18 protein-coding genes, 1 tRNA gene and 1 pseudogene are annotated in these 25698 nt (G+C 69.4%); 6 read left to right on the top strand and 14 right to left on the bottom strand.

What is annotated here, in order from left to right:
- Window positions 1-53: 53 nt before the first annotated feature.
- The 5 genes and pseudogenes from ABNQ38_RS32685 to ABNQ38_RS32665 all read left to right on the top strand — a co-directional run bounded on the left by ABNQ38_RS32685 (window position 54) and on the right by ABNQ38_RS32665 (window position 5527).
- The gene (locus tag ABNQ38_RS32685) at window positions 54-1625 is read left to right on the top strand and encodes a gamma-glutamyltransferase family protein (RefSeq protein WP_377810438.1); all 1572 of its coding nucleotides are present in this window, start codon (window positions 54-56) and stop codon (window positions 1623-1625) included.
- Between the two features lie 187 nt (window positions 1626-1812).
- Window positions 1813-3735 (top strand): tetratricopeptide repeat protein, encoded by a 1923-nt coding sequence (locus ABNQ38_RS32680; protein WP_377810437.1) that lies wholly within the window; start codon window positions 1813-1815, stop codon window positions 3733-3735.
- Window positions 3736-3834: 99 nt separating this feature from the next.
- Window positions 3835-4602 (top strand): annotated as a pseudogene (locus tag ABNQ38_RS32675) (IS6 family transposase).
- A gap of 150 nt (window positions 4603-4752) precedes the next feature.
- On the top strand, window positions 4753-4896 hold the full coding sequence (locus ABNQ38_RS32670) for a hypothetical protein (protein WP_377810436.1): 144 nt from the start codon (window positions 4753-4755) through the stop codon (window positions 4894-4896).
- A gap of 178 nt (window positions 4897-5074) precedes the next feature.
- On the top strand, window positions 5075-5527 hold the full coding sequence (locus tag ABNQ38_RS32665; RefSeq protein WP_377810435.1) for a RidA family protein: 453 nt from the start codon (window positions 5075-5077) through the stop codon (window positions 5525-5527).
- A gap of 28 nt (window positions 5528-5555) precedes the next feature.
- Here the strand turns inward: ABNQ38_RS32665 and ABNQ38_RS32660 are convergent, their stop codons facing one another.
- The 9 genes from ABNQ38_RS32660 to ABNQ38_RS32620 all read right to left on the bottom strand — a co-directional run bounded on the left by ABNQ38_RS32660 (window position 5556) and on the right by ABNQ38_RS32620 (window position 14873).
- A complete protein-coding gene (locus ABNQ38_RS32660; RefSeq protein WP_377810434.1) occupies window positions 5556-6863 on the bottom strand; it encodes an amidase in 1308 nt (435 codons plus the stop codon).
- Window positions 6864-6973: 110 nt separating this feature from the next.
- Window positions 6974-7672: an RraA family protein gene (locus ABNQ38_RS32655; RefSeq protein ID WP_377810433.1), complete on the bottom strand. Its 699-nt coding sequence runs from the start codon at window positions 7670-7672 to the stop codon at window positions 6974-6976.
- Between the two features lie 20 nt (window positions 7673-7692).
- The gene (locus tag ABNQ38_RS32650; RefSeq protein WP_377810432.1) at window positions 7693-8493 is read right to left on the bottom strand and encodes an SDR family oxidoreductase; all 801 of its coding nucleotides are present in this window, start codon (window positions 8491-8493) and stop codon (window positions 7693-7695) included.
- Between the two features lie 44 nt (window positions 8494-8537).
- Window positions 8538-9395, bottom strand: coding sequence for an aspartate dehydrogenase (locus ABNQ38_RS32645; protein WP_377810431.1), 858 nt, complete (start codon window positions 9393-9395; stop codon window positions 8538-8540).
- A gap of 65 nt (window positions 9396-9460) precedes the next feature.
- The gene (locus ABNQ38_RS32640) at window positions 9461-10354 is read right to left on the bottom strand and encodes a polysaccharide deacetylase family protein (RefSeq protein WP_377810430.1); all 894 of its coding nucleotides are present in this window, start codon (window positions 10352-10354) and stop codon (window positions 9461-9463) included.
- A 28-nt stretch (window positions 10355-10382) separates the two neighbouring features.
- Window positions 10383-11345 (bottom strand): substrate-binding domain-containing protein, encoded by a 963-nt coding sequence (locus ABNQ38_RS32635; RefSeq protein WP_377810429.1) that lies wholly within the window; start codon window positions 11343-11345, stop codon window positions 10383-10385.
- A complete protein-coding gene (locus ABNQ38_RS32630; RefSeq protein WP_377810428.1) occupies window positions 11342-12349 on the bottom strand; it encodes an ABC transporter permease in 1008 nt (335 codons plus the stop codon). Before ABNQ38_RS32630 ends, ABNQ38_RS32635 begins: the two co-directional genes overlap by 4 nt.
- Complete coding sequence (locus ABNQ38_RS32625; RefSeq protein WP_377810427.1) at window positions 12346-13350, bottom strand: ABC transporter permease; 1005 nt, start codon at window positions 13348-13350, stop codon at window positions 12346-12348. The genes ABNQ38_RS32630 and ABNQ38_RS32625 overlap by 4 nt, the downstream gene beginning before the upstream one ends.
- Window positions 13347-14873, bottom strand: a complete 1527-nt coding sequence (locus ABNQ38_RS32620; RefSeq protein WP_377810426.1) for a sugar ABC transporter ATP-binding protein — start codon at window positions 14871-14873, stop codon at window positions 13347-13349. The genes ABNQ38_RS32625 and ABNQ38_RS32620 overlap by 4 nt, the downstream gene beginning before the upstream one ends.
- 154 nt (window positions 14874-15027) lie before the next feature.
- Between ABNQ38_RS32620 and ABNQ38_RS32615 the strand changes: the two genes are divergently transcribed.
- Window positions 15028-16041: a LysR substrate-binding domain-containing protein gene (locus ABNQ38_RS32615; protein ID WP_377810425.1), complete on the top strand. Its 1014-nt coding sequence runs from the start codon at window positions 15028-15030 to the stop codon at window positions 16039-16041.
- Window positions 16042-16645: 604 nt separating this feature from the next.
- Here ABNQ38_RS32615 and ABNQ38_RS32610 read toward each other — a convergent pair.
- The 5 genes from ABNQ38_RS32610 to glgB form a co-directional block, all read right to left on the bottom strand.
- A tRNA-Gln gene (locus tag ABNQ38_RS32610) sits at window positions 16646-16719 on the bottom strand.
- 156 nt (window positions 16720-16875) lie between these two features.
- Entirely contained in the window at window positions 16876-19065 is a 2190-nt protein-coding gene (malQ, locus tag ABNQ38_RS32605) for a 4-alpha-glucanotransferase (protein ID WP_377810424.1), read from the bottom strand.
- Between the two features lie 121 nt (window positions 19066-19186).
- Complete coding sequence (locus tag ABNQ38_RS32600) at window positions 19187-20272, bottom strand: two-component system response regulator (protein WP_377810423.1); 1086 nt, start codon at window positions 20270-20272, stop codon at window positions 19187-19189.
- Between the two features lie 182 nt (window positions 20273-20454).
- The gene (glgX, locus tag ABNQ38_RS32595) at window positions 20455-22593 is read right to left on the bottom strand and encodes a glycogen debranching protein GlgX (protein ID WP_377810422.1); all 2139 of its coding nucleotides are present in this window, start codon (window positions 22591-22593) and stop codon (window positions 20455-20457) included.
- A gap of 637 nt (window positions 22594-23230) precedes the next feature.
- Entirely contained in the window at window positions 23231-25519 is a 2289-nt protein-coding gene (glgB, locus tag ABNQ38_RS32590) for a 1,4-alpha-glucan branching protein GlgB (RefSeq protein WP_377810421.1), read from the bottom strand.
- Window positions 25520-25698: the final 179 nt, after the last annotated feature.

Raw genomic sequence — 25698 nt, 5'->3', positions numbered from 1 at the left:
AGGGAACAGGCCCGGCCGGACCGACGGCCGGGTTCCAGCAGAGGGGAAACGAGATGAACGCCGCCCGGCCCGGAATGGTCACCAGCCCGCATCCCCTGGCCTCCGAAGCCGGTGCCGCCGTTCTGGCCAGCGGCGGCACCGCCATCGAAGCGGCGGTCGCCATCGCCGCCTGCCTGTCCGTCGTCATGCCGCACTTTTGCGGGATCGGCGGTGACGCCGTCTGGCTGGTGGCGGACCGGCAGGGAGGGCAACGCTGCTTCCTCGGCATCGGACAGGCGGCGGAGACCCTGCCCGCCTACGACTCTGCCATCCCTCTGCGCGGACCGGCCTCGACGGTCACCTCGGCCTGCGCGGTCGACAGCTGGGGTCATGCCCTTGCCTACGGTGCGGATCGCTGGGGCGGCACACAGGCCTTCGCCGACCTCCTCGCCCCCGCCATCGCCCTGGCCCGGGACGGCTATGTCCCGAGCCGCTCGCAACAGTTCTGGTTCGATTTCCGCCGTGACGAGATCCCGCAGTGGAAAGGTTTCGCAGAGCGTTTCAGCGCGGTCCCCGGCGCCCTCTTCAAGCAGCCCGGCCTCGCCCGCAGCCTCTCCCTGCTGGCGGAGGACGGTTACCGGTCCTTCTATGATGGGCGGCTGGCCGAGCAGCTGGCAGAGGGGCTGGCCGCCGCCGGTTCCCCTCTCCGTGCCGCGGATCTGGCAGCATCACGGACGCGGGACGAGATTCCTGCAAGCCTGGGCTATCGCGGGCTGACCCTGCTGGCGCCGCCCGCGCCGACGCAGGGGCTTTCTACGCTGGCGATCATGGGCATCCTCTCCCACTTCGATCTGGCGGCCCTGTCTCCCACCAGCCCGCGGCGTTACCATCTGCTGGTCGAGGCGGTGAAACAGGCTTTCCTGGACCGGCGGCTGATCGCCGATCCGGACTGTGCCGAACCGCCTCCCTGGGATTTCCTCGATCCGCATCGTCTGGCCGCCAAGGCCGCCGCCATCGATCCGGCACGCGCCCTGCCCTGGCCCCATCCCTACCAGCATGGCGATACGGTCTATTTCGCCGCGGCCGACGAACAGGGGCGCTGCGCGAGCGTCCTGCAAAGCACCTATTTCGACTGGGGCAGCGGTGTCCCGATCGGCGACACCGGCATCCTCTGGCAGAACCGTGGCGCGGCATTCTCGACCATTCCCGGCGACCGCAACGGGATCGAGCCCGGCAAGCGCCCCTTCTACACACTCAATCCCGGCATCGCCCTCAGGGATGGGAACCCTCACCTTCTCTACGGCACGCAGGGCGCGGACGGCCAGCCGCAGACCCTGTCCGTGCTGCTCAGCGGCCTGATCGATCACGGCATGACGCCCGAGGAGGCGCTCGCCCAGCCCCGCTTCCTTCTGGGAAAGACATTCTCCGACAGCCGCGACAGCCTCAAGATCGAAGCGTCCCTGGGCGGGGCCGCGATGGAGACCCTCGCTGCTCTGGGGCATGAGGTGGCGCCCCTTCCGGCCTTGTCGCCGATCTTCGGCCAGGCGGGAGCGATCAGGCTCACCGATGCCAACAGCTTGAGCGGCGCCCACGATCCGCGTGGAGAAGGCAACGCGATCCGATGCCAGAGGCCTCTGCCGCAGTGACACACCGGCTCGCCGGAACGACCGCCGTTGGGGTCGGTTTCACTTGGTGGCAACAAGAGTCCGTGCAGGCTCATGTCAAGGCGGATTGCCAAGCCGGATTCAGGACCTGAACGATGCTGCCCTTGGCGTCGGAAAGCGCTATGTATTTCAAAAGACTTGCCGACGCTACGAGGATGAGGGCGAGGACATGGGCCAGCTGGCCAAACCTGAGGTCGGGAAAGGCCCAGCGGCCACGCTGCCCGACGTGAGGTCGATGCTCGCCTCCGCGGTTGCCCGGCATAAGGCAGGGGATGCTGCCGCCGGCACTCTGTACCGGGCCATTCTGTCCGCCGATCCGTCGCATGGCGACGTCCTCCATCTGCTTGGCGTGACGGCGTTGCAGGCCGGGGCGGCGGAGGTGGCCCGCCGCTGGCTGCGCCGGGCGCTCGTGGTCGACAGGGCGCAGGCCTACTACCGCAACAGCCTGGGTGAGGCCTTCCGCGCACTCGGCCGGCCGGACAAGGCGCGGGAACAGTACCGCCTGGCGCTCACGCTCAATCCGGCCTACCCGGAATCGCTGGCCAACCTGCACAGGCAGCCCCTGCCGGGCGACAATGCGTCGGTCCTGCTCGAGCGCTTCTGCCGCCTGCGCCCGGCCACGGCGAGCGAACTCCTGGCCGTTGCCGATTCCCGTCTGCTTTCGGGACGGCTGGCCGACGCGCGCACCGCCTATCGGGCGGCAGTGGCGCTGGAACCCGCAACGGTCCAGGCCTACGTCAACCTCGGCGCGACCGCCTCGCGGGAGAAGAACCATGCGCAGGCCGCCGCCGCCTATCGCCGGGCCCTGCGCCTGTCACCCGATCATCCGGGGGCGTGGAACAACCTCGCCAGTGCCGTATGGGAGTTGAACGACGGCCAGGGTGCCGTCCGCTTCCGCCGCCGATCCGTGGCGCTCAAGCCGGACCATCCCGATCCCTACGCCAACCTCGGCGATGTCCAGCGATCCCAGGCCCGGAACGGCGATGATTTCGCCGAGGCGGCGACGCTGTGCCGGCAAGCCCTGCGGATCAACCCGTCGCATGTCTCGGCGCTGAACAATCTCGGCATCGTCAACCTCGACCTCGGCCAACTGGACGAGGCCGAGCGCCTGTTCAACCGGACGCTGGCCGCCGAACCGAAGCACCCCGATGCCCGCTTCAACCTGTCGCTGGCCCTGCTCAAAGCCCGCCGGCTCAAGGAAGGTTGGGACCATTACGAGGCCCGCTGGGAAACCGGCCAGCTCCCGACGGTGAACGGGCAGTTGCGGGCCTGGCAGGGCGAGCCACTGAACGGCGCCACCATCCTGCTGCATGCCGAGCAGGGACACGGCGACACCCTTCATTTCGTCCGCTACGCCCCGCTGGTCGCGGCGCGGGGCGGACGCGTGGTGCTGGCGGTGCAGCCGTCGCTGAAGCGGCTGGTCGCCGGCATGCCCGGCGTGGCTGCGGTCCATGCGCTGACGGACCCCTTCTCGAAGCCGGAGTTCCACTGCCCGCTGATGAGCCTGCCGCGGCTGCTCGGCACCGAGCTGGGCACGATCCCCGGCGCCATCCCCTACCTCTACCCGCCCGCCGAGGCGATCGGCAAATGGTTGGGCCAGCCGCTGCCGGGCGCCGGGCTGCGGGTCGGGTTGGTGTGGTCGGGAGACCCCCGGCCAAGCCTGCTGCGCGCGAACCTGACGGACCGGCGGCGCAGCATGAGCCTGCACGATCTGGCGCCATTGGCCGAGGTGCCGGACCTGCGCTTCGTGAACCTGCAGATGGGCGGGCCGGCGGCGCAGCTCGCCGATCCGCCGGCGGGGATGGACATCCACGATCCGATGGAGGTCATCGCCGATTTCGCGGACACGGCGGCCCTGGTGATGCGCCTCGATCTCGTGATCACGGTCGACACCTCGGTCGCCCATCTCGTAGGCGCGCTGGGCAAGCCCGTCTGGGTCATGTCGCGCTACGACGGATGCTGGCGCTGGCTTCAGGACCGCGACGACACGCCCTGGTACCCGACGATGCGGCTTTTCCGCCAGACCGCGCCGGGCGACTGGACGAGCGTCATCAGGCGCGTCGCGGACGCCCTGCGTCAGTTGGCTGCATGATCACCCCGCCTGCGTGACGCCCCCGCCGGTTTCCAGGGGCTCTGTTGCAAAGTCGGCCGGCACGCGTCGAAATGGCTGGAGGTTGGATGGTGCCAAGCCGTGTCGGACTTCAAGGGACGCCACTTCAAAGGTGAGATCGTGCTGTGGGCGGTGCGCTGGTACTGCCGATACGGTATCAGCTATCGCGACCTCGAGCAGATGATGGCCGAGCGCGGCGTTACGGTCGATCATTCAACGATCTACCGCTGGGTTCAGAAGTACGCGCCGGAGATTGAGAAGCGGCTTCGCTGGCAGTGGCGCTGCCCACGGTCAACCAGCTGGCGGGCCGACGAGATCTCCGTGAAAGTGGGTGGCAAGTGGGCCTAGCTATACCGAGCCGTCGACAAGCATGGCAACACCATCGACTTCTACCTCTCTCCCACGCGAAACACTGCCGCCGCCAAGCGCTTCCTGTCCAAAGCGCTCAATGGTCTGAAGGCGTGGGAGAAGCCGACGGTCATCAACACCGACAAGGCGCCAACCTATGGGGCGGCCCTGGCGGAGCTGAAGGCCGAGGGCAAATGTCCCGAGGAGACCCAGCACCGGCATGTCAAATATCTGAACAACGTGGTGGAGGCCGACCATGGCAAGCTGAAGCAGCTGATTCGTCCGGTGCGGGGCTTCAAGAGCCTGAAGACGGCCTACGCGACGATCAAGGGCTTTGAGGTGATGCGGGCGCTCCGCAAAGGCCAAGCGTCCAGCTTCAATATCACCCGTGACATACCGGGCGAGGCGCGCCTTGTCGAACGCGCCTTCAACCTAGGACCCTGTGTGCTCGCCGAAGCTGTGCAGTTCATCAGCCAGCAGCTCGAACTTCAGGCGGCGTAGCGTCGGCGGTGATGCCTGTGACCATCACCGCCGACGCTACGCCGCCAAACTTTGCAACAGAGCCTCCGTGAGGACAATTGCCTGCCTCTCCGCAACCAGACGCCAGTCGTCGATCCCACCGGCGCACGCCGCGGCTGGGGCGAATCCGCTGTGGACGAGATGATCGAACAGTTGGAAAGCATCTATACCGACAGTGCGGCCGCGCGGGTTCGGGCCGAGGCGGGCCGAATCTTCATGCACTGTGAGCGGACCTGGAGCAACTTTGCCAACTCTTTCATTCAAGCTGCCGGCTGAGCCATCGTGGGGCGTTATCAGGCTTGCGGAAACGCACCATGCCGCAGCGGCCCACCACTGGAATCAGGATGCATGAGTCCTTCTCATGCATGGAGGCCGGATAAATCGTTTGTCGGAAACCGGTCGGATGCGGAGGTTTGGCCCAGGGTTTTCAGCATCGACAGTTGGAGGAATGGCCTTGGAAAACGGAATTGAACGCTACCCGCTGGATGAGTCCTCGCTCTACCGGACCCAGTTCCTGGAATCGGTGCGGGTGCCGGTCGATGGTACCGAATTCCTGATGCTGAGCGGGCTGACGCCGCCGGTCGTCGACGGCTCCGTTCCGGGCGACCGGGTCGAGGCCTATGGCGACACGGAGATGCAGACCCGCAACATCCTGACGCAGTTGAAAGCCACGCTGGAACGGCGCGGCTATGGCCTGAACGACGTGGTTAAGGTCCAGGCCTTCCTGGTCGGCGATGCCCGGATGGGCGGGCGGGCCGATTTCCAGGGCTATTCCCGCGCCTACGCCGAGGTGTTCGGCACCGCCGAAACCCCGAACATTCCGGTGCGCACCCGTGTGCAGGTGGCCGGGCTGGTGGAGCCGGGCTGGCTGGTGGAGATCGAGGCGATGGCCGCCAAGGCGGGGTGACCGCCGTCGCGACGGTCAGGCGGGACGGTCAGGCGGGACGGTCCGAAGCCCCGCCGAACCGCTCGGCGATGGCCAGGACCAGATCGTCCGCGCCCGGCCGCCCGACGATCTGGACCCCCACCGGCATCCCGTTGCGGTCGTGCCCGGCAGGCAGCGCCAGCGCCGGCAGGCCGAGCAGGCTGAAAGGGCGGTTGAAGCGCAGGAAGGCCAGGGTGGTGGCGCCGGCAATGGTCACGTCGTCGTCGTCGACACCGTCCAGACGCGGAGCCGGCACCCCGATCACCGGACAGAGCAGGACGTCCGCCGCAGCGAAAGCACCCTCGATCACCGCCGCCCGATGGGCCTCCCGGTCGCGCAACGCCTGATCGTAGGCGTCGCGCCCCACCTCGGCCGCCGCGACCAGACGCCGCCGCACCGCCGCCGGATACCAGTCCGGACGCTCGGCCAACGCCGTCCGGTGCAAAGCCGACGCCTCGAACGAAGTGATGGTCCCGGCGCAGACGTTCAGCGCGTCGAGCGGCGGCAGGGCGACCTCGGCCGCCACCGCCCCGCCCTCGGTCATCCGGCACAGGACGGACCGGACGACCGCGGCGACCTCCGGCTCGACGCCGGTCCGGAGCCATTCCACCGGTAAACCGACACGCAGAGGGCCGGCACGCAGAGGACAATCGTCGTGTTCCCTGGACGCCGGATCGCGCAGCGCGACGAACACCGCGCGCAGCAGGGCGGGATCGCGGGCGATGAGGCCGATCTCGTCCTGCGACGGCGACAGCGGCGCGATGCCGGGATCGCCGACGGCTCCGGCCGTCGGCTTGAAGCCGAGGACGCCGCACAGGGCGGCCGGGATGCGCACCGACCCGCCGGTGTCGGTGCCGAGCGCGAAGGGCACGATGCCGGCCGCGACCGCCGCCGCCGACCCGCTCGACGACCCGCCGACGGCGAACCGCGCATTTACCGGATTCAGCACCCGCCCGAAATAGGGATTGAGCCCGGTGGCGGCATAGCAGTGCGGGTCGAGGTTCAGCGCCCCGATGGCGATGGCTCCGGCCGCCTCCAGACGGTCGAGCGCCACGCTGGTCCGCGCACCGCCCCAGCGGTAGCCGTGCCCGGCTCCCACGGTCGGCTGCCGCCCGGCGGTGACGAACACGTCCTTGTAGGCGAAGGGCAGCCCCCAGGGCGCCGGACGCGGACCGTCCGCCGAAACCGCCGGCAGGGCCCGCGCCCACTCCTCCGCGTCGGGGAACAGCTCGATGAAGGCGTTGAGCCGGCTGGTGCGGGCCGCAGCCAGGGCGGCCGCGACGGCCTGGGCGGGGTCGCGGGAAGACGCGGCGGTCATGCTGGGGCCCTTTCAACAATGGTGTCGCAGTGCGGGAGATGGCGGCGACCACCGAAATTTCGGAACGGCCCCGTCTCCGGCAGGCGGAAACGGGGCCGCCCGGCGGGGCGTCAGACGTGGCCGTAACGCTCCAGCGCCTGTGCCAGGGTCAGGCCGTTCGACAGCTCCTCGCGGATGCGGATCTCGGTCGCGGTCAGCGCCTCCGATTCCGCCAGCACCTGCGGAACGATGGCCGCCGGGATGGCGAGCGCGCCGTCCTCGTCGGCCAGGATGAAGTCGCCCGGCTCGATCCGCACGCGCTCCACCGTGGCCCCGCGCAGGAAAACCGGGACCTGCCAGGCGTTGACCTTCCAGCGGCTGATCGACTGCACCGGCGTGCGGTAGCGGGCATAGACCGGGAAGCCGTGATGGCCGAGCCAGCGCACGTCGCGGATGCCGCCGTCGACCAGCGCGCCGGTGCTGCCGCGCTCCTTCATGCCGATGGCGATCAGCTCGCCGAAATAGCAGATGCCGTCGCCGTCGCCGCTCCACACCGACACCTCGCCGGGCGACAGCCCCTGGCACGCCGCCATCTTGTCGGCGTCGCCGCCCAGCGGATAGGGCGTCATCTGGCCGCGGATGGTGTAGGCCCAGCCGGCCAGCCGCCCGGCGGTGGCGGGATAGGGCATGAATTCCGCCGCCAGCCCCTGGTCCGGCCAGCCCATCACGTCGAGCACGTCGGCGACGTTGGAGGTGTCGACGGCCAGGAAGCGGGTGCGGATGTCCTCGCGCTGCGCGGCGGTGAGGACCGTGTCGGTGCTGCTGCTCATGCTGGGGATCCTTCGGACTGTCAGATGCTGGGGATGTAGCCGCCGTCCACCCGCAGGGTGGAGCCGGTGACGTAGGCGGCGCGCTCGCTGGACAGGAAGGCGACGGCGTCGGCGTATTCGCGGGGCTCGCCGTAGCGGGCCATCGGGATGGCGGCGGTGCTCTCGGCGACGATTTCGGCGACCGGCCGTTTCTCGCGGGCCGCCTTGCTCTCGTCGAGGAAGCGGATGCGGTCGGTGGCGATGCGGCCGGGCAGGACGACGTTGACGGTCACGCCGTCGGCCGCCACCTCGCGGGCCAGCGACTTGGACCAGCCGACCAGGGACAGGCGCAGCGCGTTGGACAGGGCGAGGTTGGGGATCGGCGCCACGACGCCCGACGAGGCGCTGGTGACGATCCTGCCCCAGCGCCGCTGCCGCATGCCGGGCAGCACCCGGTCGGTGATGCGGATGACCGACAGCACCATCGCCTCGAACTGCGCGGTCCAGACCTTCGGATCGACGCCGCTGGCCGGCGACGGCGGCGGGCCGCCGGTGTTGTTGACCAGGATGTCGATTGCGCCGAACCGCTCCTCGGCCAGGGCGACGTTGCGGTCGGTGGCGGCCGCGTCGCCCAGATCCCAGACGATGGGGAGGCAGAGTGCGGCGGTTTCGGCGCTGCCAATTTCGGTGAGAGCGGCGCTGGTGGCGGCCAGCGACGGCGCGTCGCGGTCGGCGATGACAAGGTTGGCGCCTTCGCGCGCCAGACCCAGGGCGATGGCGCGGCCGAGCCCGCCCCCGGCGCCCAGCACCAGCGCGGTGCGGCCGGAAAGTCCGAGATCCATGACGAATCCCCCTTCTGTTTTTCGTTTCTTGCTGAAAGCGGCGCTCAGGAGCCGACGCGCAGCGGCGCGCGCAGCTTGCGCAGATAGGCCAGCACCGACAGGGCGGTGATGCGGCCGGTCTTCGGGTTGTCGGTCGGGATGTTCTCGATCGCCATGGTGAAGGTCGCCGAATCCGCCTCGACCTCGATGCGGTGGGTGTTGCGCTCCAGCGCCGGGTCGGCCCAGATCTCCAGCGTCGTGCGGTCGGGGCCGATGCCGGCCAGCGACAGCGCCACCGCGACGTTCAGGTTGGCGGGGAAGCCGACCGCCGCCTCGCGCGGGGTGCCGTGGAAGATGCGCAGCGGGCCGGTGATGTCTTCGATGGCGATGCCGTTCTCGACCAGATAGGGGGCGCCGACCAGACCGCGCACCGGCTTGCGCGTCACCATGCGCACGGCGCGGATTTCCCCCTCCGCCGCCGCAGTCACCGCGTCGAGCCCGAGCAGCGCCCCGGTCGGCACGACGATCTGCCCGCCATGGGCACGGGCAGTGGCGACCAGTCCCTCATTGGCCAGCAGGGCGCCGGAGCTGAGCACCACCGCCGTCTTGCCGGCGCGGAGGAAGGGCTCGACGATGGCCGGAAGCAGCGCTGCGGGGGCGCATTCGACGACGAGGTCGGCGAGCGGCTCCAGCTCGGCGATGTCCACCACTGGCACCGGGCGGGTCAGGGCGGACAGGCGGTCCGCCGCCGCCGCCTTGTCGCGGGCCGAGACGGCGGTCAGGACGCAGCCGTCGAGCCCCTCGTCGAGCGCCTCGACGATCTTCAGCCCGACGGCGCCGAGGCCGGCGACGGCGACCCGCAGCGGGGGCAGAGCGCGGGCGTGCGCCGGGGTTTGGGACAGCCCAAGGGGCGTCTCAGTCATGATGGAACCTTTCGGATGGGAGCTGGCCCGAGGGGGCCGGCGTCAGGAACGGGTCAGGGACCGGTTCAGGGGGTAGTGGCGGCCGGCGGCGGCATCAGACCGGCGAAATGGTCGGCGATCTGGCCGGCGGTGGCGAACCAGACCTCCTCGCGGTGGGCGTCGAGATGCTCCAGCACCCGGCGGAACTGCTTGATGCGGAAGGGCTGGCCGACGATGAAGCTGTGAATGGTGATGCCGTAGGCGAGCGGCTGGTCCTTCGACTGGCGCAGCATCTCGTCGAAATTGTCGATGGCCATGTCGGCGAAGGCCGGCGCCGTGCCGTCGTGCAGCACCACCATCGGCACGTCGTTCACCTCGTGCGGATAGGGCACGCTCAGCAACGGCCCGCCGGTGGTCCGCATCCACACCGGCTGGTCGTCCATCGGCCAGTCCAGCGTGTAGCGGTAGCCGGCCTCGGCCAGCAGATCCTCGGTGTTGGCGCTGGGGTGGGCGCCGGGGCTCATCCAGCCGGCGGGGGACTTGCCCTCGTGGCGGCGGATGGCCTCGGTCGCCTCGGCGATCAGGCGGCGCTCCTCCTCCAGGCCCATGCCGTTCTGGTGCTCGCCGTTGGTGCGGCCATGGGCGACGATCTCGTCGCCGCGGCGGCGTAGCGCCGCGACCAGCTCCGGGCAATGCTCGTAGCATTCGGTGTTGAGCAGCACCGTCAGCGGTAGGCGGTGGGCGTCAAACAGGTCGATAAGCCGCCAGCCGCCGACCCGGTTGCCGTATTCCCGCCACGCCCAATTGTAGCTGTTGGGGTGACTCAGTCCCGGCGAATAGGGCAGCCCGAGGCCGCTGCCGTATGGGAAATGCTCGACGCAGAGCGCCACATAGACGGCCAGCCGCTTGCCGCCCGGCCAGGAGAAGTCGGGGCGGTCGGTGATCGCGGAGTAGGGAAAGCGGTTGTGGGAGGGGAGCATCGCTTGTCCTGCCTTCGGTTCGATATGGTCAGGGCCGGTAGTCGGCCGGGGCGACGACCGAGCTTAGATCGACCTCGCCCAGCGTGTCCGAGGTGACGAGCAGCGCCGGCAGCACGACCTTGGCCTCGACCGGCTTTTTGCCGGCGGCGGCCAGCGCCTGGGTGAAGGCGGCGCGGCCCTGCGCCACCACCTGCTGGATGGAGGTGCAGGCCAGCTCGCGGTCCTTCAGCAGCTGCTGCGCCGTCGGGCTGAAGTTGGACGCGGAGACCCGCACCGCCGGCATGCGCCCTGCCGCCTTCATCGCGGCGACCACGCCGGCCGCCATGTCGTCGGTGGCAGCGTAGACGCCCTTCAGCTCGGGGAAGCGCTGGGTCCAGTCCTCCGCCGTGGTCAGGGCGGCGTTGCGGTTGTCGGCCAGCCGGGATTCGGCGACGACCGTCACCTCCGGCGCCTCCTTCGCCAGCGTCTCGCGGAAGCCCTTGGCCCGCAGGTCGGACCAGGCCTGCCCGGTCGGGCCCGCCATCATCGCCACCTCGCCCTTACCGCCGATGGCCTGGGCCAGACAGCGGGCCTGGAGGCGGCCCATGTCGTAATGGTCGGCGCTGACCGTCGCGCTGAGCCGGTCGCTGTTGGGCGGCGAGGAGATGCCGATGACCGGGATGCCGCGGCCGACCGCCTGCTCCACCACCGCCCGCACCGCGTCGCCGTTGGTCGCGCCGACGATGATGGCGGCGACGCCGCGCTGGGCCAGATCCTGGATCTGGGCGATCTGCTGGCTGGTGTTGGCGTCGCCGCCGGCGTTCAGCTTGACCAGCGTGACGCCGGCGGCCTTGGCCTCCTGCTCCGCCCCGTAGACGGCGGAGATCCAGAAGGACGAGGCGAGGTTGGGGATGGCGAAGCCGATGGCCTTGTCCTGCGCCAGGGCCGGCGCGGTGGAGAGCAGCAGCAGGGCGGCGAGGCTTCCGGCGAAGCGGATCGGAGAGCGGGTCATGTCCGTGTCCTTGATTGGGAGTGGAAGGACGGCAGAGAGCGCAGAAGCGTTTCGAGAAGGCCGGAGGCGATGATGACCACCCCGACGGCGATCTGGGCGACGAAGGGCGAGACGCCCTGGAGGTTGAGGCCGGTCAGCAGCACCTGGATGAAGGCGGCCCCGGTCACGACGGCGGCCACGCTGGCGATGCCGCCGCTGAGCGCGGTCCCGCCGATGACCGCGGCGGCGATGGCCTGAAGCTCCATCCCCGCCCCCTCGGTCGGCAGGCCGGAGCCGGCGCGGACCGTCATCAGCACCCCGGCGAGGCCGGCGAACAGGCCGCACAGGCCATAGGCCCAGAGCTGGACGCGCCGGGTGTGGACGCCGACCAGCGCCACCGCCTCGGGGTTCGATCCGGCCATCAGGATGCGCCGGCCGGCGAGGCTGCGGCCGACCAGCAGGGCCGCCCCGACCGCCAGGACCAGCGCCGCCCAGCTGGCGGCGGGCAGGACCGGCATCGGCTCGAAGCCGAGGCGGGTCACCAAGCCCGCCGCGTCGAGCGGCACCACCTGCCCGTCGCCGGTGATCAGCAGCGACAGGCCCCGCACCGCGATCAGGCTGCCCAGCGTGGCGACCACCGGCTGGAGGCCGAGCGTGCCGACCAGCGCGCCGTTGACCAGCCCGCAGAACAGCCCCGCCAGCGCCCCGGCGGCCAGCCCGGGCAGGCCCCAGGCATTGCAGGCCATCGCCGCGCAGACGCTGGACAGGGCGGCGACGGCGCCGACCGAGATGTCGAAGCCCCGGGTCGCCAGCACGAACATCTGGCCGATGGCGAGCAGGGCGAGGACCCAGACCTGCGCCCCGATGTTGGCGGCGTTGCCCAGGCTGAGGAAGCGCGGCGCGGTGGCCGCGAACACCGCCACCGCCAGGATCAGGCAGAGCGGCGCGACCCGGAAGGGGACGGGGAGGACGGAGCCGGCGGTGCGCAGGCCATCGGCGGAATGGCGCAGGAAACGGGCGCTCATGACTGGTCCTCCTCCGGCTGGCGGGCAGGCCGGACCGGCAGCAGCAGGAGCAGCAGGGGCGCCCGCTGGAGGATCACGGCACCGAGGATCACCGCGGCGATCATCAGCTGCTGGTAGGCGACGGGCAGGTTCAGCAGCACCACCGCGTTGTTCAGCATGGCGATGACCAGCACGCCGCACAGGGTCTGCACCGCCCTGCCCTGCCCGCCGGCCAGCGGGATGCCGCCGACGGCGCAGGCCGCGATGGTCTCGAACGACAGGTTGGGAGCGAGGCTGGGCTGGCCGGAAGCGACCCGGCTGGTCAGGATGACGGCGGCAAGGGCGCAGAAGCCGCCGGCCAGCAGATAGCCCGCCAGCACCGACCGCCACACCGTGATGCCGGACAGCCGCGCCGCCGTGCCGTTGGCGCCGACCAGGTACCAGAGCCGGCCGGCGCGGGTGTGAGCGAGCAGGAGGTGCAGCAGGACGAAGCTTGCCGCCGCCGCCAGGATCGGTACAGGGATGCCGGCGACCCGGCCGCGCGCCGGCCAGGAGAAGGCGTCACTCGGCGGCGCGTCGATCGGCAGGCCGCCGGCCAGAACCGCCGCCCCGCCACCGGCCACCATCAGCATGCCGAGCGTGACGAGGAAGGGCGGCAGGGAAAAGCGCGCGACCAGCGTGCCGTTGACGAGACCGACCAGCAGCACCGAAGCTGCGCCGGCCGCGAAGCCGCCCGCCACCCCGGCGGACGGCAGGGCCAGCACCGTCACCACGCTGGCCAGCGCCGCCGACGCGCCGAAGGAGAACTCGATCCCGCCGAGGATCAGCACGATGGTCTGGCCGCAGGCGGCGATGCCAAGGATGGAACCGACCCGCAGCAGATTCTCCAGATTGCCGGCGCTGGCGAAGCGTGGCACCGCCAGGGCGAAGACGCAGAACAGCAGCAGGACGACCCAGACGGCGGCGGGCGGGTTGAGACGGCCGGAGAAACGGCGCGGCCGGGCGCCGGTCAGGGCCATCATGCCGCCCTCCGTCCGGCCAGCCGATCCATCAGGGCGGCGCGGCCGGTGCCGCGCGGCAGCTCGCCGTCGAGGCTGCCGTGCCGCACGACCAGGATGCGGTGCGACAGGGCCATGACCTCGTCGAGGTCGCTGGAGGCGACGACGACGGCGACGCCCCGGCCGGCGGCCTCGACCAGCGCGTCGTGGATGGTTTCCCGCGCGGCGATGTCGACGCCCCGCGTCGGCTCCAGCACCACCAGAACCCGCAGGTCCGGCACCGCCAGATTGCGCGACAGCAGCAGCTTCTGCTGGTTGCCGCCGCTGAATCCGGCGGCCGGCCGCTCCGGCTGGAAGGGGTGCAGGTTCAGCCGGCGCAGCCAGGGCATCAGCGCCGCCGCCTCGCCACCCGGCCGCAGCAGCCCACCGCGCGAAAACAGCGCGACGGTCGAGGAGGAGGCGTTCTGGAGCGCCGCCAGCGGACCGAACAGCCCCTCGGCGTGGCGGTCGGCCGGGACGTAGCCGACCCCGGCGGCGACGGCCCGCGCGCGGTCGCCCGGCGGCAGCGCCTCCCCCCGCACGGCGAGCGTGCCGGCGGCGACCGGCCGGGCCCCCGCCAGCGCCGCCGCCAGCTCCAGGGCGCCCGAACCGACCAGCCCGGCCAGCCCGACGATCTCGCCGGCCCGCACGGTGATGTCGGCCGCAACGTCCGCCGGCCCCAGCCGCAACCCGGTCGCGGTCAGCACCGGGCCGCCCGGCTGCGGCAGCTTGCGGTCGCCGGACTCCACCATGTCGCCCAGCATGGCGCGGACCAGCTCGGCACGGCTGAGCGAGGTCAGCGGCTCGGCATCGATCACCGCGACGCCGTCGCGCAGGACGGTGACGTCGTCGGCCAGTGCTTCGATCTCGTCGAACTTGTGGCTGATGAAAAGGACGGCGGTGCCCTCCGCGCACAGGCGGCGGACCACGCCGAACAGCCGGTCGGTCTCGTCATGGGTCAGGGCGGCGGTCGGCTCGTCCAGCACCAGCAGCGTACAGCGCTGCCCCAGCCCGCGGGCGATCTCCACCAGCTGGCGCTCGCCAACCGACAGCCGCTCGACCGGAAGGTCGAGATCACAGCCGAGGCCGACCGCGTCCAGCCAGGCCCGCGCCGTGGCGCGCGGCACCAGGGCCGGCCGTGCGCGCAGACCCGCCGCGCCTGCGATGGCGAAGGCCGACAGGTTCTCCAGCACCGACAGATGGGGGAACAGGCTGAGATGCTGGTAGATCGGGATCACCCCGGCGGCAATCGCCTGCCTCACCCCGGCGAAACGGGTCGGAACGCCGTTCAGCGCGATCCGCCCACGGTCGGGCTGGATCGCGCCGACGACGATCTTCACCAGCGTGCTCTTGCCGGCACCGTTCTCGCCAAGAAGCGCATGGACCTTTCCCGGCCGCAGCCGCAACGAAGCGTTGCGGAGCGCACAGGTCGCCCCGTAATTCTTGGCAATGCCGCTAACTTCGAGCGTCCAAATCTTACCGGGATCGCCCCTTGTCTGTCGCGTCATGGCTGTTCGTGTCACGGTAACCCTCGCGCTTGCCCTGTTTCTTTTGAACTCTGACGGTTCAGTGACAGGAAGCGTGCCGGAGGACACCGGACCTCACAAACGACTTGTTCGGCCCCTATGCATGACCTAGGCTCATCCATGGGAGGCCATGCCGATGCCGAAACGACCGCTGCCGCCGCTCAACACCCTGCGCGGGTTCGACGCCGCTGCGCGGCACCTCTCCTTCACGCTGGCGGCCGACGAGCTGCACCTGACCCAGGGCGCGATCAGCCGGCAGGTGCGCGACCTCGAACTGGCGTTGGACTGCCAGCTGTTCCGCCGAATGACCCGGCGCATCGAACTGACGCCGGAGGGGGAGGATTTCGCCCGCACCGTCCGCGATTGCCTGGGTGAGCTGGAACGCTCGGCGCAGCGGATCGGCAGGTCGCGGACGATGCGCACGCTGACCATCTCGATCCTGCCGACCATCGCGTCGCTGTGGCTGATGCCGCGCCTGCATCTGTTCACGCAGGCCAACCCCGGCGTCGAGGTGCGGATCATCTCGTCGATCGAGCCGTCGAACCTGCTGGCGCACGAGGCCGACATCGCGATCCGCGTCGGCCGCATCCCGGGCCGCCGCTACGAGCGCGGGCAGCCGCGCATCGACCTGGACATGGTGACGAACTGGGACGGCGTGCAGGCGGACGAGCTGTTCCCCGACATCCTCCGCCCGGCCTGCGCACCCGCACTTGCGGGCGAGGCGGTGCTGGAGGACGGGCGGCCGGTGGTTCGCCTGCCGCTGATCCACACCTCCAGCCGCCGGCACGCTTGGCCGGACTGGCTGAAGGCGACCGGCGGTCAAGCCGTCGCCGGAACCGGAGGCGAGCTGGAGTTCGGCCATTTCTTCATGTCGCTCGACGCCGCCCGCCAGGGCCGCGGGATCGCCATCGTGCCCGACATCCTGCTGGCCCAGTACGACCGCCGCGCCGAACTGGCGATGCCGCTGCCATCCGAGCTGCGCAGTGCCGGCGAATATTACCTGCTGATCCACGAAAGCCGGCTGGACGATCCCCGGACGCAGGCTTTCCGCGGCTGGATCCTGGCGGAAGCCCGCAAGGCGCGCGATTGGTTGACGTCCTCGGTCGATCCGGGCGTCAGCACTATTCCTTCCCAGCTTTCCGATCTTTAGCGCTGCAACCATGCGTCCTGACGGATCGATCTACCACTTCGATGCCAACCGTTGGGACGGGCCCCCTTTTTTGGCGGCTGGCGCACGAGGATTGAGGCCCGAAAGAGCCCTGACAGCATGGTGCATTTCCGGCAAGCATGGCGTTGTTCATCCGCACCATCGGCTTCGCTCGCGCGACGGTGAAGATTGGGATCGCCAACCTCGCCTAAAATTTCCGACGCCTGATCTGGCTCGAGGGGCGAACTGCGCCATATAGCGCCGAAACCACTGCATATTTCTGGTTTTTCGGGCTAAAGTCGGGATTCTGTTCCAAAAATTGCCGGTTTCTCACCGGACGAACCCCGTGCCATGGCTTTAACCGGCCAGAAAGACCGGTTTATCGAGGTGTTCCACTGGCGCTGAAAAGGGATTCAGCGATGGACGAATAGCGAGGCGGTACATAGCGGCGGTAGAAGTGAGGGGCAAGCGGCATTGGCGGCTCCGTCTTGATGAGCGCCGCGCGCGCGTGAAGGCACAGGTTGCTGACACAGCTGGCGGACTCGCCGGGATGGTCCCGGAGCCGCCGGCCTCAGGTGCCTGATGTACAAGAGCTTCTGGGAAAGGTTGGTTGGGGGACTAGGATTCGAACCTAGGCTGGCGGAGTCAGAGTCCGCTGTCCTACCGCTAGACGATCCCCCAGACCGTCACCGGGGCGGCTTGTTCGCCGTGCCCCGTGGTGTGGGCGGGTTTATAGCGACCATGTGCCGGGCTGTGAAGAGCTTTTTTCGCTCCGGATGCATTTTTTTCCAACCGCCGCCGCCGGCCCGGTTTTCTCCAGGCCGGCGGCGGTTGTCATCATCGCGGAGCGATGCCGGTCATCGGAGCGACGATGTGGCGAAGATCTTCGTCAGCCTCCAGCTCCTCCAGCTTGCGGTGCAGGCGGCGACGCCAGTTGGGGTGCTGGTCCACCGTGCCGGGAAGGTTGGGCTGCTCGTCGTCGGCCAGCGCATCTTCGATCTGAACCATCACGATGCGGGATGGCGTGCGCGACAGATAGGCGTGGACGGCGGCAGACAGCTCGACGCGGAACGGCTGGTCGCCGTCCTCCGTGGGATAGCTGTCCGGGCGCAGCCCCTCCCGCGACAGGGCCTGCAACAGGCGCCAGCGGTCGACGCCGCGGTCCCAGCGGTCCTTGTCGCGGCTGGCATCGTCGGGATAAAGGCCCAGCTGTTTGCGCCAGTCGAGATCGCGGCCGGTCCAGAAGCCCTTGAAGGGTGCCAGATCATGGGTGCTGACCGTCGCCATCGAACCGGCCGGATATTCAGCGGGGGACTTGAAGCCGCCGTCGGCGGTGCGCTCGAAATAGAGCACGCGGTAGCTGAGGATGCCGGCCTGCTCCAGGGCCGGGCGGAAGCCGTCCGGCACGGTGCCCAAATCCTCGCCGATGACGACGCACCGGTTGCGCCGGCTCTCCAGCGCCACGATGCGCAGCAGGTCGTGGAAGGGATATGCCACATAGGCGCCGGGGCTGCCGTCCTCCGGAATCCAGAACAGGTGCTGCAATGCCATCACATGGTCGATGCGCAGCGCGGCGGCATGGCGCATGTTGGCGCGCAGAAGCTCGATGAAGGGGCGATAGGCGGACTCGCGCAGGCCCAGCGGCGACAAGGGCGCCAAGCCCCAGTTCTGGCCGTTCATGTTGAACTGGTCGGGCGGGGCTCCGACATTGGCGCCCTGCACCAGCATCGCCGGATCGGCCCAGGCGGAGCCGCCGCCGGGATGGGCGGCAACGGCAAGGTCGCGGTAGAAGCCCATGGCGAGGCCGGCGGACCGCCCGCGTGCCGCAGCCTCGCCCAGCTGGCGGTCGGCTTCGAACTGCGCCCAGGCGAAGAAGTCGACGCGGCTGGCGTGCGCTGCGGCGAAATCCGCCACCTCGGCACTCTGCGGGTCCTGGAAGGCGGCCGGCCAGCTCCGCCACATCCACTGTGCGGAATCCTGGCGGAAGAAATGCTCGTGCAGGGCATCGAACAGGGCATGGCGATCCAGCGCCGCCCCCATGTCCTGCCGGAAGGCGGCATAGGCGACCTTGCGCGGGTGGTCGTCGGAGAGGCTGCGGAAGCGGGCGTGCAGAGCCTCCAGCAGCGGCAGCTTCAGCGCAGCGACGGCGGGGTAGTCGACCAGCTCCGCCTGCCGGGCGGATGCCAGCGCCGCCTGGAAGGCGGGATCCGCGATCCGAACCTGCAGATCGTCGGCGCCGGCGAATTCGGGAACGGCGCCCGGGTCGATGTAAAGGATGTTGAGGAACTGGCGGCTGGACGGCGAATAGGGGCCGATGTGGTTGGGGTCCGCCGGGAACAGGGCGTGCAGCGGGCTTAGCCCGACCAGCCCGGCGCCCAGCCGCCCGGCGACTTCGGCGAAGCCGGCGAGGTCGGCGAAATCGCCGATGCCCCAGTCATGCTCCGACCGCAGCGAATAGACCTGCAAGCCGATGCCCCAGCTGCGGCCGGCAGGCACCATCTCCTCCACCGTCACGCAGCGTTCCGGTGCCACGATCAGGGTGGTAGAGCCAGACGGCCCCGTCCCGCTGGCAGCCTCGACATGCAGGTCCAGCCGGTGATAGCCGATGGGCAGGGACACCGGCAGCAGGGCGCCCAGCGCACGGCGCTCGTAGGCCGTGCCGTCCAGGGCGGCGCGGGCGGTGACGGGCAGGTCGCGGACCGCGACACGGCCGCCCTGCGCGGTTCCCCCCTCCGGCGTCAGCTCCCACACCAGCGCGGCCTCGTCGAGCCCGGCCGGCAGGGCGACCTCCAGACCGATCCCCTGCCCTTCCCCGCCGATCAGGACCGGCGGCAGCGGACGGCTCCAGGACCGGCGTTCGACCGTACGCAGGCTGTCGGCGACCTCCTCATCCGTGGCGGCCTGCAACCCCATGGCGGCGATCAGCGCCCGCTTGGTGGCGGCGGACGTCTCCCGCCGGTTGCCCCAGATGTCGTGATAGTGAGGTTCAAGTCCAAGCAGATCGGCCAGCCGGTCGAGATCACTCATGCAGGGTCCCCGCGGGTTGTACGGAAGGAAGGGTGGGGCTTAGGGATTGGGGCGGCAACGGTCGGCGTCAATGCCGCACGGCGGCCTATGCCATCGGCGTTCCCCAATCAGCCGGCCCCCATCAGCCGGCGGACAGGGCTGTGCCGGCGGCAGCCGGCAACGGGGCGGACAGTGCGATGGGCTCAATCGCGCCCTCGTCGGCCGCGGCGGCGGTGGAGGCCGTCAGCGCCGCAGCAGCGGCGGCCTTGGCCTGGGCGATCTGCTCCAGCCGGCTGCGGTAGCCGGCAACGGCCGACGACACTTCGTGCGTCATCGCCTCCAGCGCGCGGTCGGGATCGACGGCCTGCATCAGGGCGCGGGACAGCGCCTGCAACTGGTCGCGGTCGTCGGCGGCAACCGGACCGGTTTCGGCGGCGGCACGCACCTTGTCGGCCAGCGTCTTGATCGCACGGGCGACCGCCTCGACGGGGGCATGGTCGCCATCGTCGCCCAGCCGGCGCAGCAGATCGTCCAGAAAACCGCCGATGCGGCCGACATGGTCGATGGACATGCGGTCCGGAGCCTGCCGCGCCAGGCCGACCAGGGCGAATTCCACCAGGAAAGCGACCTGGATGCTGGCGCGCAGCCGCTTCTGCGTGGTGACGGTGGCGACCGCCTCGTTCAGCAGCATGCGGGCGCCGGACTGCGTCCATTGGCCGGTCGCCTTCAGCCTCAAAGTGTTGGGTGCGTCCAGAACCGGGACCTGCGCCCCTTCGCGCGGCGATTTGCGGCGGTCGGGCCCGATGTAGTCGGCGGTGACGACGAAGCCCTTGCGCGCCTCGATCAGGCTGACGATGCGGTCGCGCACCTGCTTGGGCGACACCGGCTTCATCAGCAAATCGTCGCCGCCGACATTGGTGACGCGGGTCAGCAGCGCCGGGGTCGGCGCCCAGGTGGTGACGATGACGCAGGCGAACGGGTTGGGCACCGTCGGTTCGTTGCGCAGGGCCCGGATGAAATGGAAGGCCTCGGAATCCTCGCCGTCGGCATCGACCAGCACCAGATCGGGCATGACCGACCCCAGCAGGCCGGCGGCGGCCTTCACCGAATCGAACAGCTCCACCCGCCGGAAGCCCAGCCGGATCAGCACGTCGCGGAACACGCGCGCGGTGTTGAGCTGGCTGTCGATGATCGCGGCGTCGACCTGCGAGAAATCGTAATCCGGCATCGTCCTACCCGAAGCTCCGCTGCGGCTGTGACGGAAACGCGCCGCACAGCGTAACACACGTTGTCTCCGCCCGTCGCGGTAGCATCTCCGCCCGGGAGAGGGACAGTGGGCAAAGGATCGCAGGGCACCGCATGGCCTGTCTCCTGCCCAATATCTTCCGCCCATCTCTCCTGCCCGCCCCGTCACATGCCCGCCTGCTCCACCAGGGTGAAGACAAGGACCGTGCGCCCGTCGACCAGCGCCGACCGTCCGGCCAGATGGATGCGCTCGTCCCCTGCCCCGTCGTCGATGCGGGTGTCGAGCACGCAGCGCCAGCCCCGGCCGCCCGGCACGTCGGGCAGGGTCACGGTCAGGGTGTCGGCATGGGCGTTCAGCACGATCAGCAGGACGCCGTCGGACAGCGACTGCCCGTCCGGACCGACATGGGTGCCGGCGCGGCCGTTCAGCAGCAGGACGATGCAGCGCGCCTGGGTGTTGCGCCAATGCTCGGCGGTCTTCTCGACCCCTTGCGCGTTGTACCAGACGATGTCCTTCAGCCCGTTTTCCGCCACCTCCCGCCCATGCAGGAAGAGCGGCCGGCGCAGCACCGGATGGGCACGCCGGAGCGCGATCAGCCGGCGGACGAAAGACACCAGCGACCCGTCGCGCTTGCTCCAGTCCAGCCAGGTGATGTCGTTGTCCTGGCAATAGGCGTTGTTGTTGCCGTCCTGGCTGTGGTCCAACTCGTCGCCGGCCAGCATCATCGGCGTGCCCTGCGACAGCATCAGCGTCGCCAGCATGTTGCGCTTCTGCCGCGCCCGCAGTCCGGTCACCGCCGGATCGTCGGTCGGCCCCTCCACCCCATGGTTCCAGGAGCAGTTGGAGGAATGGCCGTCGCGGTTCTCTTCGCCGTTCGCCCAGTTGTGCTTGTCGTTGTAGGAGACGAGGTCGTGCAGGGTGAAGCCATCATGGGCAGTGATGAAGTTCACGCTGGCCCAGGGGCGGCGCCCGCGCTTTTCGAACAGGTCGGACGAGCCGGCGATGCGCCCGGCCAGTTCCGGCAGCATGCCGTCGTCGCCGCGCCAGTAGCGCCGCACGGTGTCGCGGTAGCGGTCGTTCCATTCGGCCCAGCCCGGCGGGAAATTGCCGACCTGATAGCCGCCGGGACCGACGTCCCACGGCTCGGCAATCAGCTTGACGTCGGCCAGCACCGGGTCCTGGCGCACCGCGTCGAGGAATCCCGAACCGGGATCGTAGCCGTAGGGCTCCCGCGCCAGCACGGTGGCGAGGTCGAAGCGGAAGCCGTCGACATGCATCTCCGTCACCCAGTAGCGCAAGGAATCCATCACCATCTGGACCACGCGCGGGTGGCTGAAATCCAGTGTGTTCCCGGTGCCGGTGTCGTTGATGTAGTGGCGCGGACTGTCCGGCATCAGCCGGTAATAGCTGAGATTGTCGATGCCCTTGAAGGACAGGGTCGGCCCCAGATGGTTGCCTTCCGCCGTGTGGTTGTAGACAACGTCGAGGATGACCTCGATCCCCGCCTCGTGCAGGCGGGCGACCATCGTCTTGAACTCCGACAGGACGCCGGTGTTCATGTAGCGCGGCTCCGGCGCGAAGAAGCCGATGGTGTTGTAGCCCCAGTAGTTGGTCAGGCCGCGGGTGACGAGGTGCTGCTCGTCGGCGATGGCCTGGACCGGCAGGAACTCCACCGAACTGATGCCGAGCGCCCGCAGATACTCGATGACGTTCTGGGTCGACATCCCGGCGAAGGTGCCGCGCAGATGGGCCGGTACGTCGGGATGACGCATGGTGAAGCCGCGCAGATGGGTCTCGTAGAGAACCGTGTCGGTCCAGGGCACCCGGCGGTGGCGGTCGTGGCCCCAGGTGAAGGCGCCGTCCACCACCCGGCATTTCGGCATGCCGCGGGCATTGTCGCGCCGGTCGAACGATAAGTCCTCCTTGGTCGAGCCGACCCGGTAGCCGTAATGGGCGTCCGACCATTTGAAGCCGCCGAACAGCGCCCGGGCATAGGGGTCGATCAGCAGCTTGTTCGGATTGAAGCGGTGTCCCTCCTCCGGCTCGTAGGCCCCGTGGACGCGGTAGCCGTAGAGCTGGCCGGGCCGGGCGTCGGGGAGGTAGCCGTGCCAGACCTCGTCGGTGTGCTCCGGCAGGGTGACCCGCTCCACCTCGCGCTGGCCGGTCTTGTCGAACAGGCAAAGTTCCACCCGCTCGGCATGGGCGGAGAAGATCGCGAAATTGACGCCGAACCCGTCCCAGGTGGCGCCGAGCGGAGTGGGCTTGCCGGGCCAGACCGGGGTGCGGGCGGGGGTGGAGGGCATCAGCGGGCGGCCTGTGTGGTGGAGGTCGTGGAGGTGATCGGCAGGGCCGCCGGTCCGGCAAATCGCCCGGAGGGAGGCCGGCGGATGGAACGTTTGGAACAGGATGAAACAGTTTTCGGGCGCTGTTCCAGTGTTCCACACCCTCGGCAGCACCGCACCTTGCGGTTTTCCCGCCGGGTCCGCATCGCGTCATCAAGGGAGGGAACGGGGTTCCTGTCGACCATCAGCCAGCGCACGCCTCACCGGTTCCCCGAAAAGACACAAGGGATCCAATAAGAAAGCCTCCCTCCGGCGGCGTCAAGGGAGGTTGGCAAAGGGACCGGGTGGCGAGGTCGGGCTGACGGTCGCGGCGGCTGGCCCTTTCCCCCGCTCTCGCGCAAACGAAGTTTGCGCTGACGCGACAAGCGGACCTTTGGTCCGCCGATAGCGGGGAGAGGGAGGGGACCCATGCCTCGGGCGTGGGGAGGGTGAGGGGGCCGGCGCGCGGATCGCGCGCCACCAAGGGGCATACTGCCCCTTGGCAATCCCCTGGCGCAGGCGTTCCGCCCGCGCCGCCCCCTCATCCTAACCTTCTCCCCAGGCGGGAGAAGGGATGGGTGTCGGGTTGGCGAATGGTGGCGGCTTGGGGTGGGCGACGCTACTCCGCCTTCCGCTCTAGGATCAGCGTGCCCAGCGGCGGAATCGTCAGGTCCAGCGAGTGGGTGCGGCCATGCCAGGGCATCTCCTCGGCATAGACGCCGCCGCCGGGGTTACCGAGGCCGCTGCCGCCGTATTTCGCGTCGTCCGTGTTCATCCGCTCGACATAGCGGCCGGGAAGCGGCACGCCGACGCGGTAGCCCTGGCGCGGCACCGGCGTGAAGTTGCAGACGGCGATGACGATGTGCCCGGACTCGTCGGCCTTGCGCAGGAAGGTGAAGACCGAGTTCTCGTTGTCGTTCGATTCGATCCATTCGAAACCGGACGGGTCGCAGTCGGTCTTGTGCAGCGGCTCCAGCTCGCGGTAGAGGCCGTTCAGGTCGCGCACCAGATCGCGCATGCCGCGGTGCATCAGCTGGTCCAGCAGGTGCCAGTCCAGGCTGCGCGCCTCGCTCCACTCCTGCCACTGGGCGAACTCGCCGCCCATGAACAGCAGCTTCTTGCCGGGATGGGCGAACATGAAGCCGTAATAGGCGCGCAGGTTGGCGAATTTCTGCCAGTCGTCGCCCGGCATCTTGTTGATCAGCGAGCCCTTGCCATGGACCACCTCGTCATGGCTGAGCGGCAACACGAAATTTTCGGAGAACTGGTAGATCAGCCCGAAGGTCATCTCGTGGTGATGGTAGCGGCGGTGGATCGGATCGCTCTGCATGTAGTGCAGCGTGTCGTGCATCCACCCCATGTTCCATTTGTAGCCGAAGCCGAGACCGCCGAGATATGTCGGCTTCGACACCATCGGCCAGGAGGTGGATTCCTCCGCCACCGTCATGGCGCCCGGCTGCTGGCCGTAGACCAGTTCGTTCATCCGCTTGAGGAAGGCGATGGATTCGAGGTTCTCGCGCCCGCCGAACTTGTTGGGGACCCACTCCCCTTCCTTGCGGCTGTAGTCGAGATAGAGCATGGAGGCGACGGCATCGACGCGCAGCCCGTCCAGCTTGTACTGGTCGAGCCAGAACAGCGCGTTGCCCAGCAGGAAGTTCTGCACCTCCGTCCGGCCGAAATTGTAGATCAGGGTGTTCCAGTCCTGGTGGAAGCCCTGGCGCGGGTCGGCATGCTCGTAGAGATGCGTGCCGTCGAAATCGCCCAGCCCGTGCGGGTCGGTCGGGAAATGGCCGGGCACCCAGTCCAGCAGCACGCCGAGGCCGGCGCGGTGGCAGGCGTTGACGAAGTCCTTGAAATCCTCCGGCGAGCCGTGGCGGGCGGTCGGCGCATAGAGGCCGATGGGCTGGTAGCCCCAGGAACCGTCGAACGGATGCTCGGTGATCGGCAGAAGCTCGATGTGGGTGAAGCCCATGTCCTTGGCGTAGGGGATCAGCCGCTCCGCCAGTTCCTGATAGGTCAGGAAGCGGTTGTCCTCCTCCGGCACCCGCGCCCAGGACCCGAGATGGACCTCGTAGATCGAGATCGGTGCGGTGCGGTCGGAAGCGGCCAGCTTGCGGCTCTGCCAGTCCTGATCGCGCCACTCGTAGGACGGCAGGCCGTGGACGACCGAGGCGGTCGCCGGGCGCATCTCCGCCTGGAAGGCGTAGGGATCGGCCTTGGCCGGCAACAGGTTGCCGCCTGGGCCCCGGATCTCGAACTTGTAGCGCTGGCCGGCATGGGCGTGGGGGACGAAGATCTCCCAGACGCCGACCTCGACGCGCCGGCGCATCGGCATCCGGCGGCCATCCCAGTTGTTGAAATCGCCGACGACGCTGACGCTGCGGGCGCTCGGCGCCCAGACGGCGAAGGCCACGCCGGCGACGCCGTCGACCTCGCGCGGGTGGGCGCCCAGCTTCTCGTAATTGCGCAGGTGGGTGCCTTCCGCCAGCAGATGGACGTCCAGCTCGCCCAGCATGTTGCCGAAGCGATAGGCGTCCTCGAACTCCTGGGTCGCCAGCGGGTATTGGACGCGCAGGCGGTAACGGAAACGCTCCGTCCGGTCGGGCAGCACGGCGAGATAGAAGCCGTCCGGGTGGATGCGCTCGGCCTCGCCCGCCGGCTCGCCGGTGGCGCTGTCGATCACCCATAGCCGCTCGGCACCGGGCACGAAGGCGCGGACCTCCACCGGGCGGCCGGGCGCTTCCTGCTGCATGCCCAGCACGGCGAAGGGATCGCCATGGTCGGCCCGCGCGATGGCGTCCGCCGCCGCGCGCAGCGCCTCGGCCCGATGGTCGGCAGCGCGCTGTTCAGGGGTGCGGCTTTCGGAGACGCCGGTTTGCGCCTGGTCCTTGCGGGTGTCCGTCGTCATGTCGCTCGCCATTGGCCAAGTGCCCTTCTTCGTGGAGGCTCTATCGTCTCGTGGACCATACCTGTCCCAACGCCGTCATCCCCGCAAAGGCAGGAATGACGGCCGACGCCGGAACGCCGTCTCCGGACGTGAACATACCCGCGGCGGTTTCGTCACACCATGCCCGCCGCGGATTTGTC

The sequence above is a fragment of the Azospirillum sp. A29 genome (assembly GCF_042604625.1).
Classification (GTDB): domain Bacteria; phylum Pseudomonadota; class Alphaproteobacteria; order Azospirillales; family Azospirillaceae; genus Azospirillum; species Azospirillum palustre.
Note: the sequence above shows the minus strand (reverse complement) of the source record. Positions and strands in the feature narration are given on the sequence as shown.

Excerpts from the sequence above, each read along its gene's own strand:
- ABNQ38_RS32685 (WP_377810438.1), top strand. The coding sequence starts at position 54 with ATGAACGCCGCCCGGCCCGGAATGGTCACCAGCCCGCATCCCCTGGCC.
- ABNQ38_RS32680 (WP_377810437.1), top strand. The coding sequence starts at position 1,813 with ATGGGCCAGCTGGCCAAACCTGAGGTCGGGAAAGGCCCAGCGGCCACG.
- ABNQ38_RS32660 (WP_377810434.1), bottom strand. The coding sequence starts at position 6,863 with ATGACCGCCGCGTCTTCCCGCGACCCCGCCCAGGCCGTCGCGGCCGCC.
- ABNQ38_RS32655 (WP_377810433.1), bottom strand. The coding sequence starts at position 7,672 with ATGAGCAGCAGCACCGACACGGTCCTCACCGCCGCGCAGCGCGAGGAC.
- ABNQ38_RS32650 (WP_377810432.1), bottom strand. The coding sequence starts at position 8,493 with ATGGATCTCGGACTTTCCGGCCGCACCGCGCTGGTGCTGGGCGCCGGG.
- ABNQ38_RS32645 (WP_377810431.1), bottom strand. The coding sequence starts at position 9,395 with ATGACTGAGACGCCCCTTGGGCTGTCCCAAACCCCGGCGCACGCCCGC.
- ABNQ38_RS32640 (WP_377810430.1), bottom strand. The coding sequence starts at position 10,354 with ATGCTCCCCTCCCACAACCGCTTTCCCTACTCCGCGATCACCGACCGC.
- ABNQ38_RS32635 (WP_377810429.1), bottom strand. The coding sequence starts at position 11,345 with ATGACCCGCTCTCCGATCCGCTTCGCCGGAAGCCTCGCCGCCCTGCTG.
- ABNQ38_RS32630 (WP_377810428.1), bottom strand. The coding sequence starts at position 12,349 with ATGAGCGCCCGTTTCCTGCGCCATTCCGCCGATGGCCTGCGCACCGCC.
- ABNQ38_RS32625 (WP_377810427.1), bottom strand. The coding sequence starts at position 13,350 with ATGATGGCCCTGACCGGCGCCCGGCCGCGCCGTTTCTCCGGCCGTCTC.
- ABNQ38_RS32620 (WP_377810426.1), bottom strand. The coding sequence starts at position 14,873 with ATGACGCGACAGACAAGGGGCGATCCCGGTAAGATTTGGACGCTCGAA.
- ABNQ38_RS32615 (WP_377810425.1), top strand. The coding sequence starts at position 15,028 with ATGCCGAAACGACCGCTGCCGCCGCTCAACACCCTGCGCGGGTTCGAC.
- malQ (WP_377810424.1), bottom strand. The coding sequence starts at position 19,065 with ATGAGTGATCTCGACCGGCTGGCCGATCTGCTTGGACTTGAACCTCAC.
- ABNQ38_RS32600 (WP_377810423.1), bottom strand. The coding sequence starts at position 20,272 with ATGCCGGATTACGATTTCTCGCAGGTCGACGCCGCGATCATCGACAGC.
- glgX (WP_377810422.1), bottom strand. The coding sequence starts at position 22,593 with ATGCCCTCCACCCCCGCCCGCACCCCGGTCTGGCCCGGCAAGCCCACT.
- glgB (WP_377810421.1), bottom strand. The coding sequence starts at position 25,519 with ATGACGACGGACACCCGCAAGGACCAGGCGCAAACCGGCGTCTCCGAA.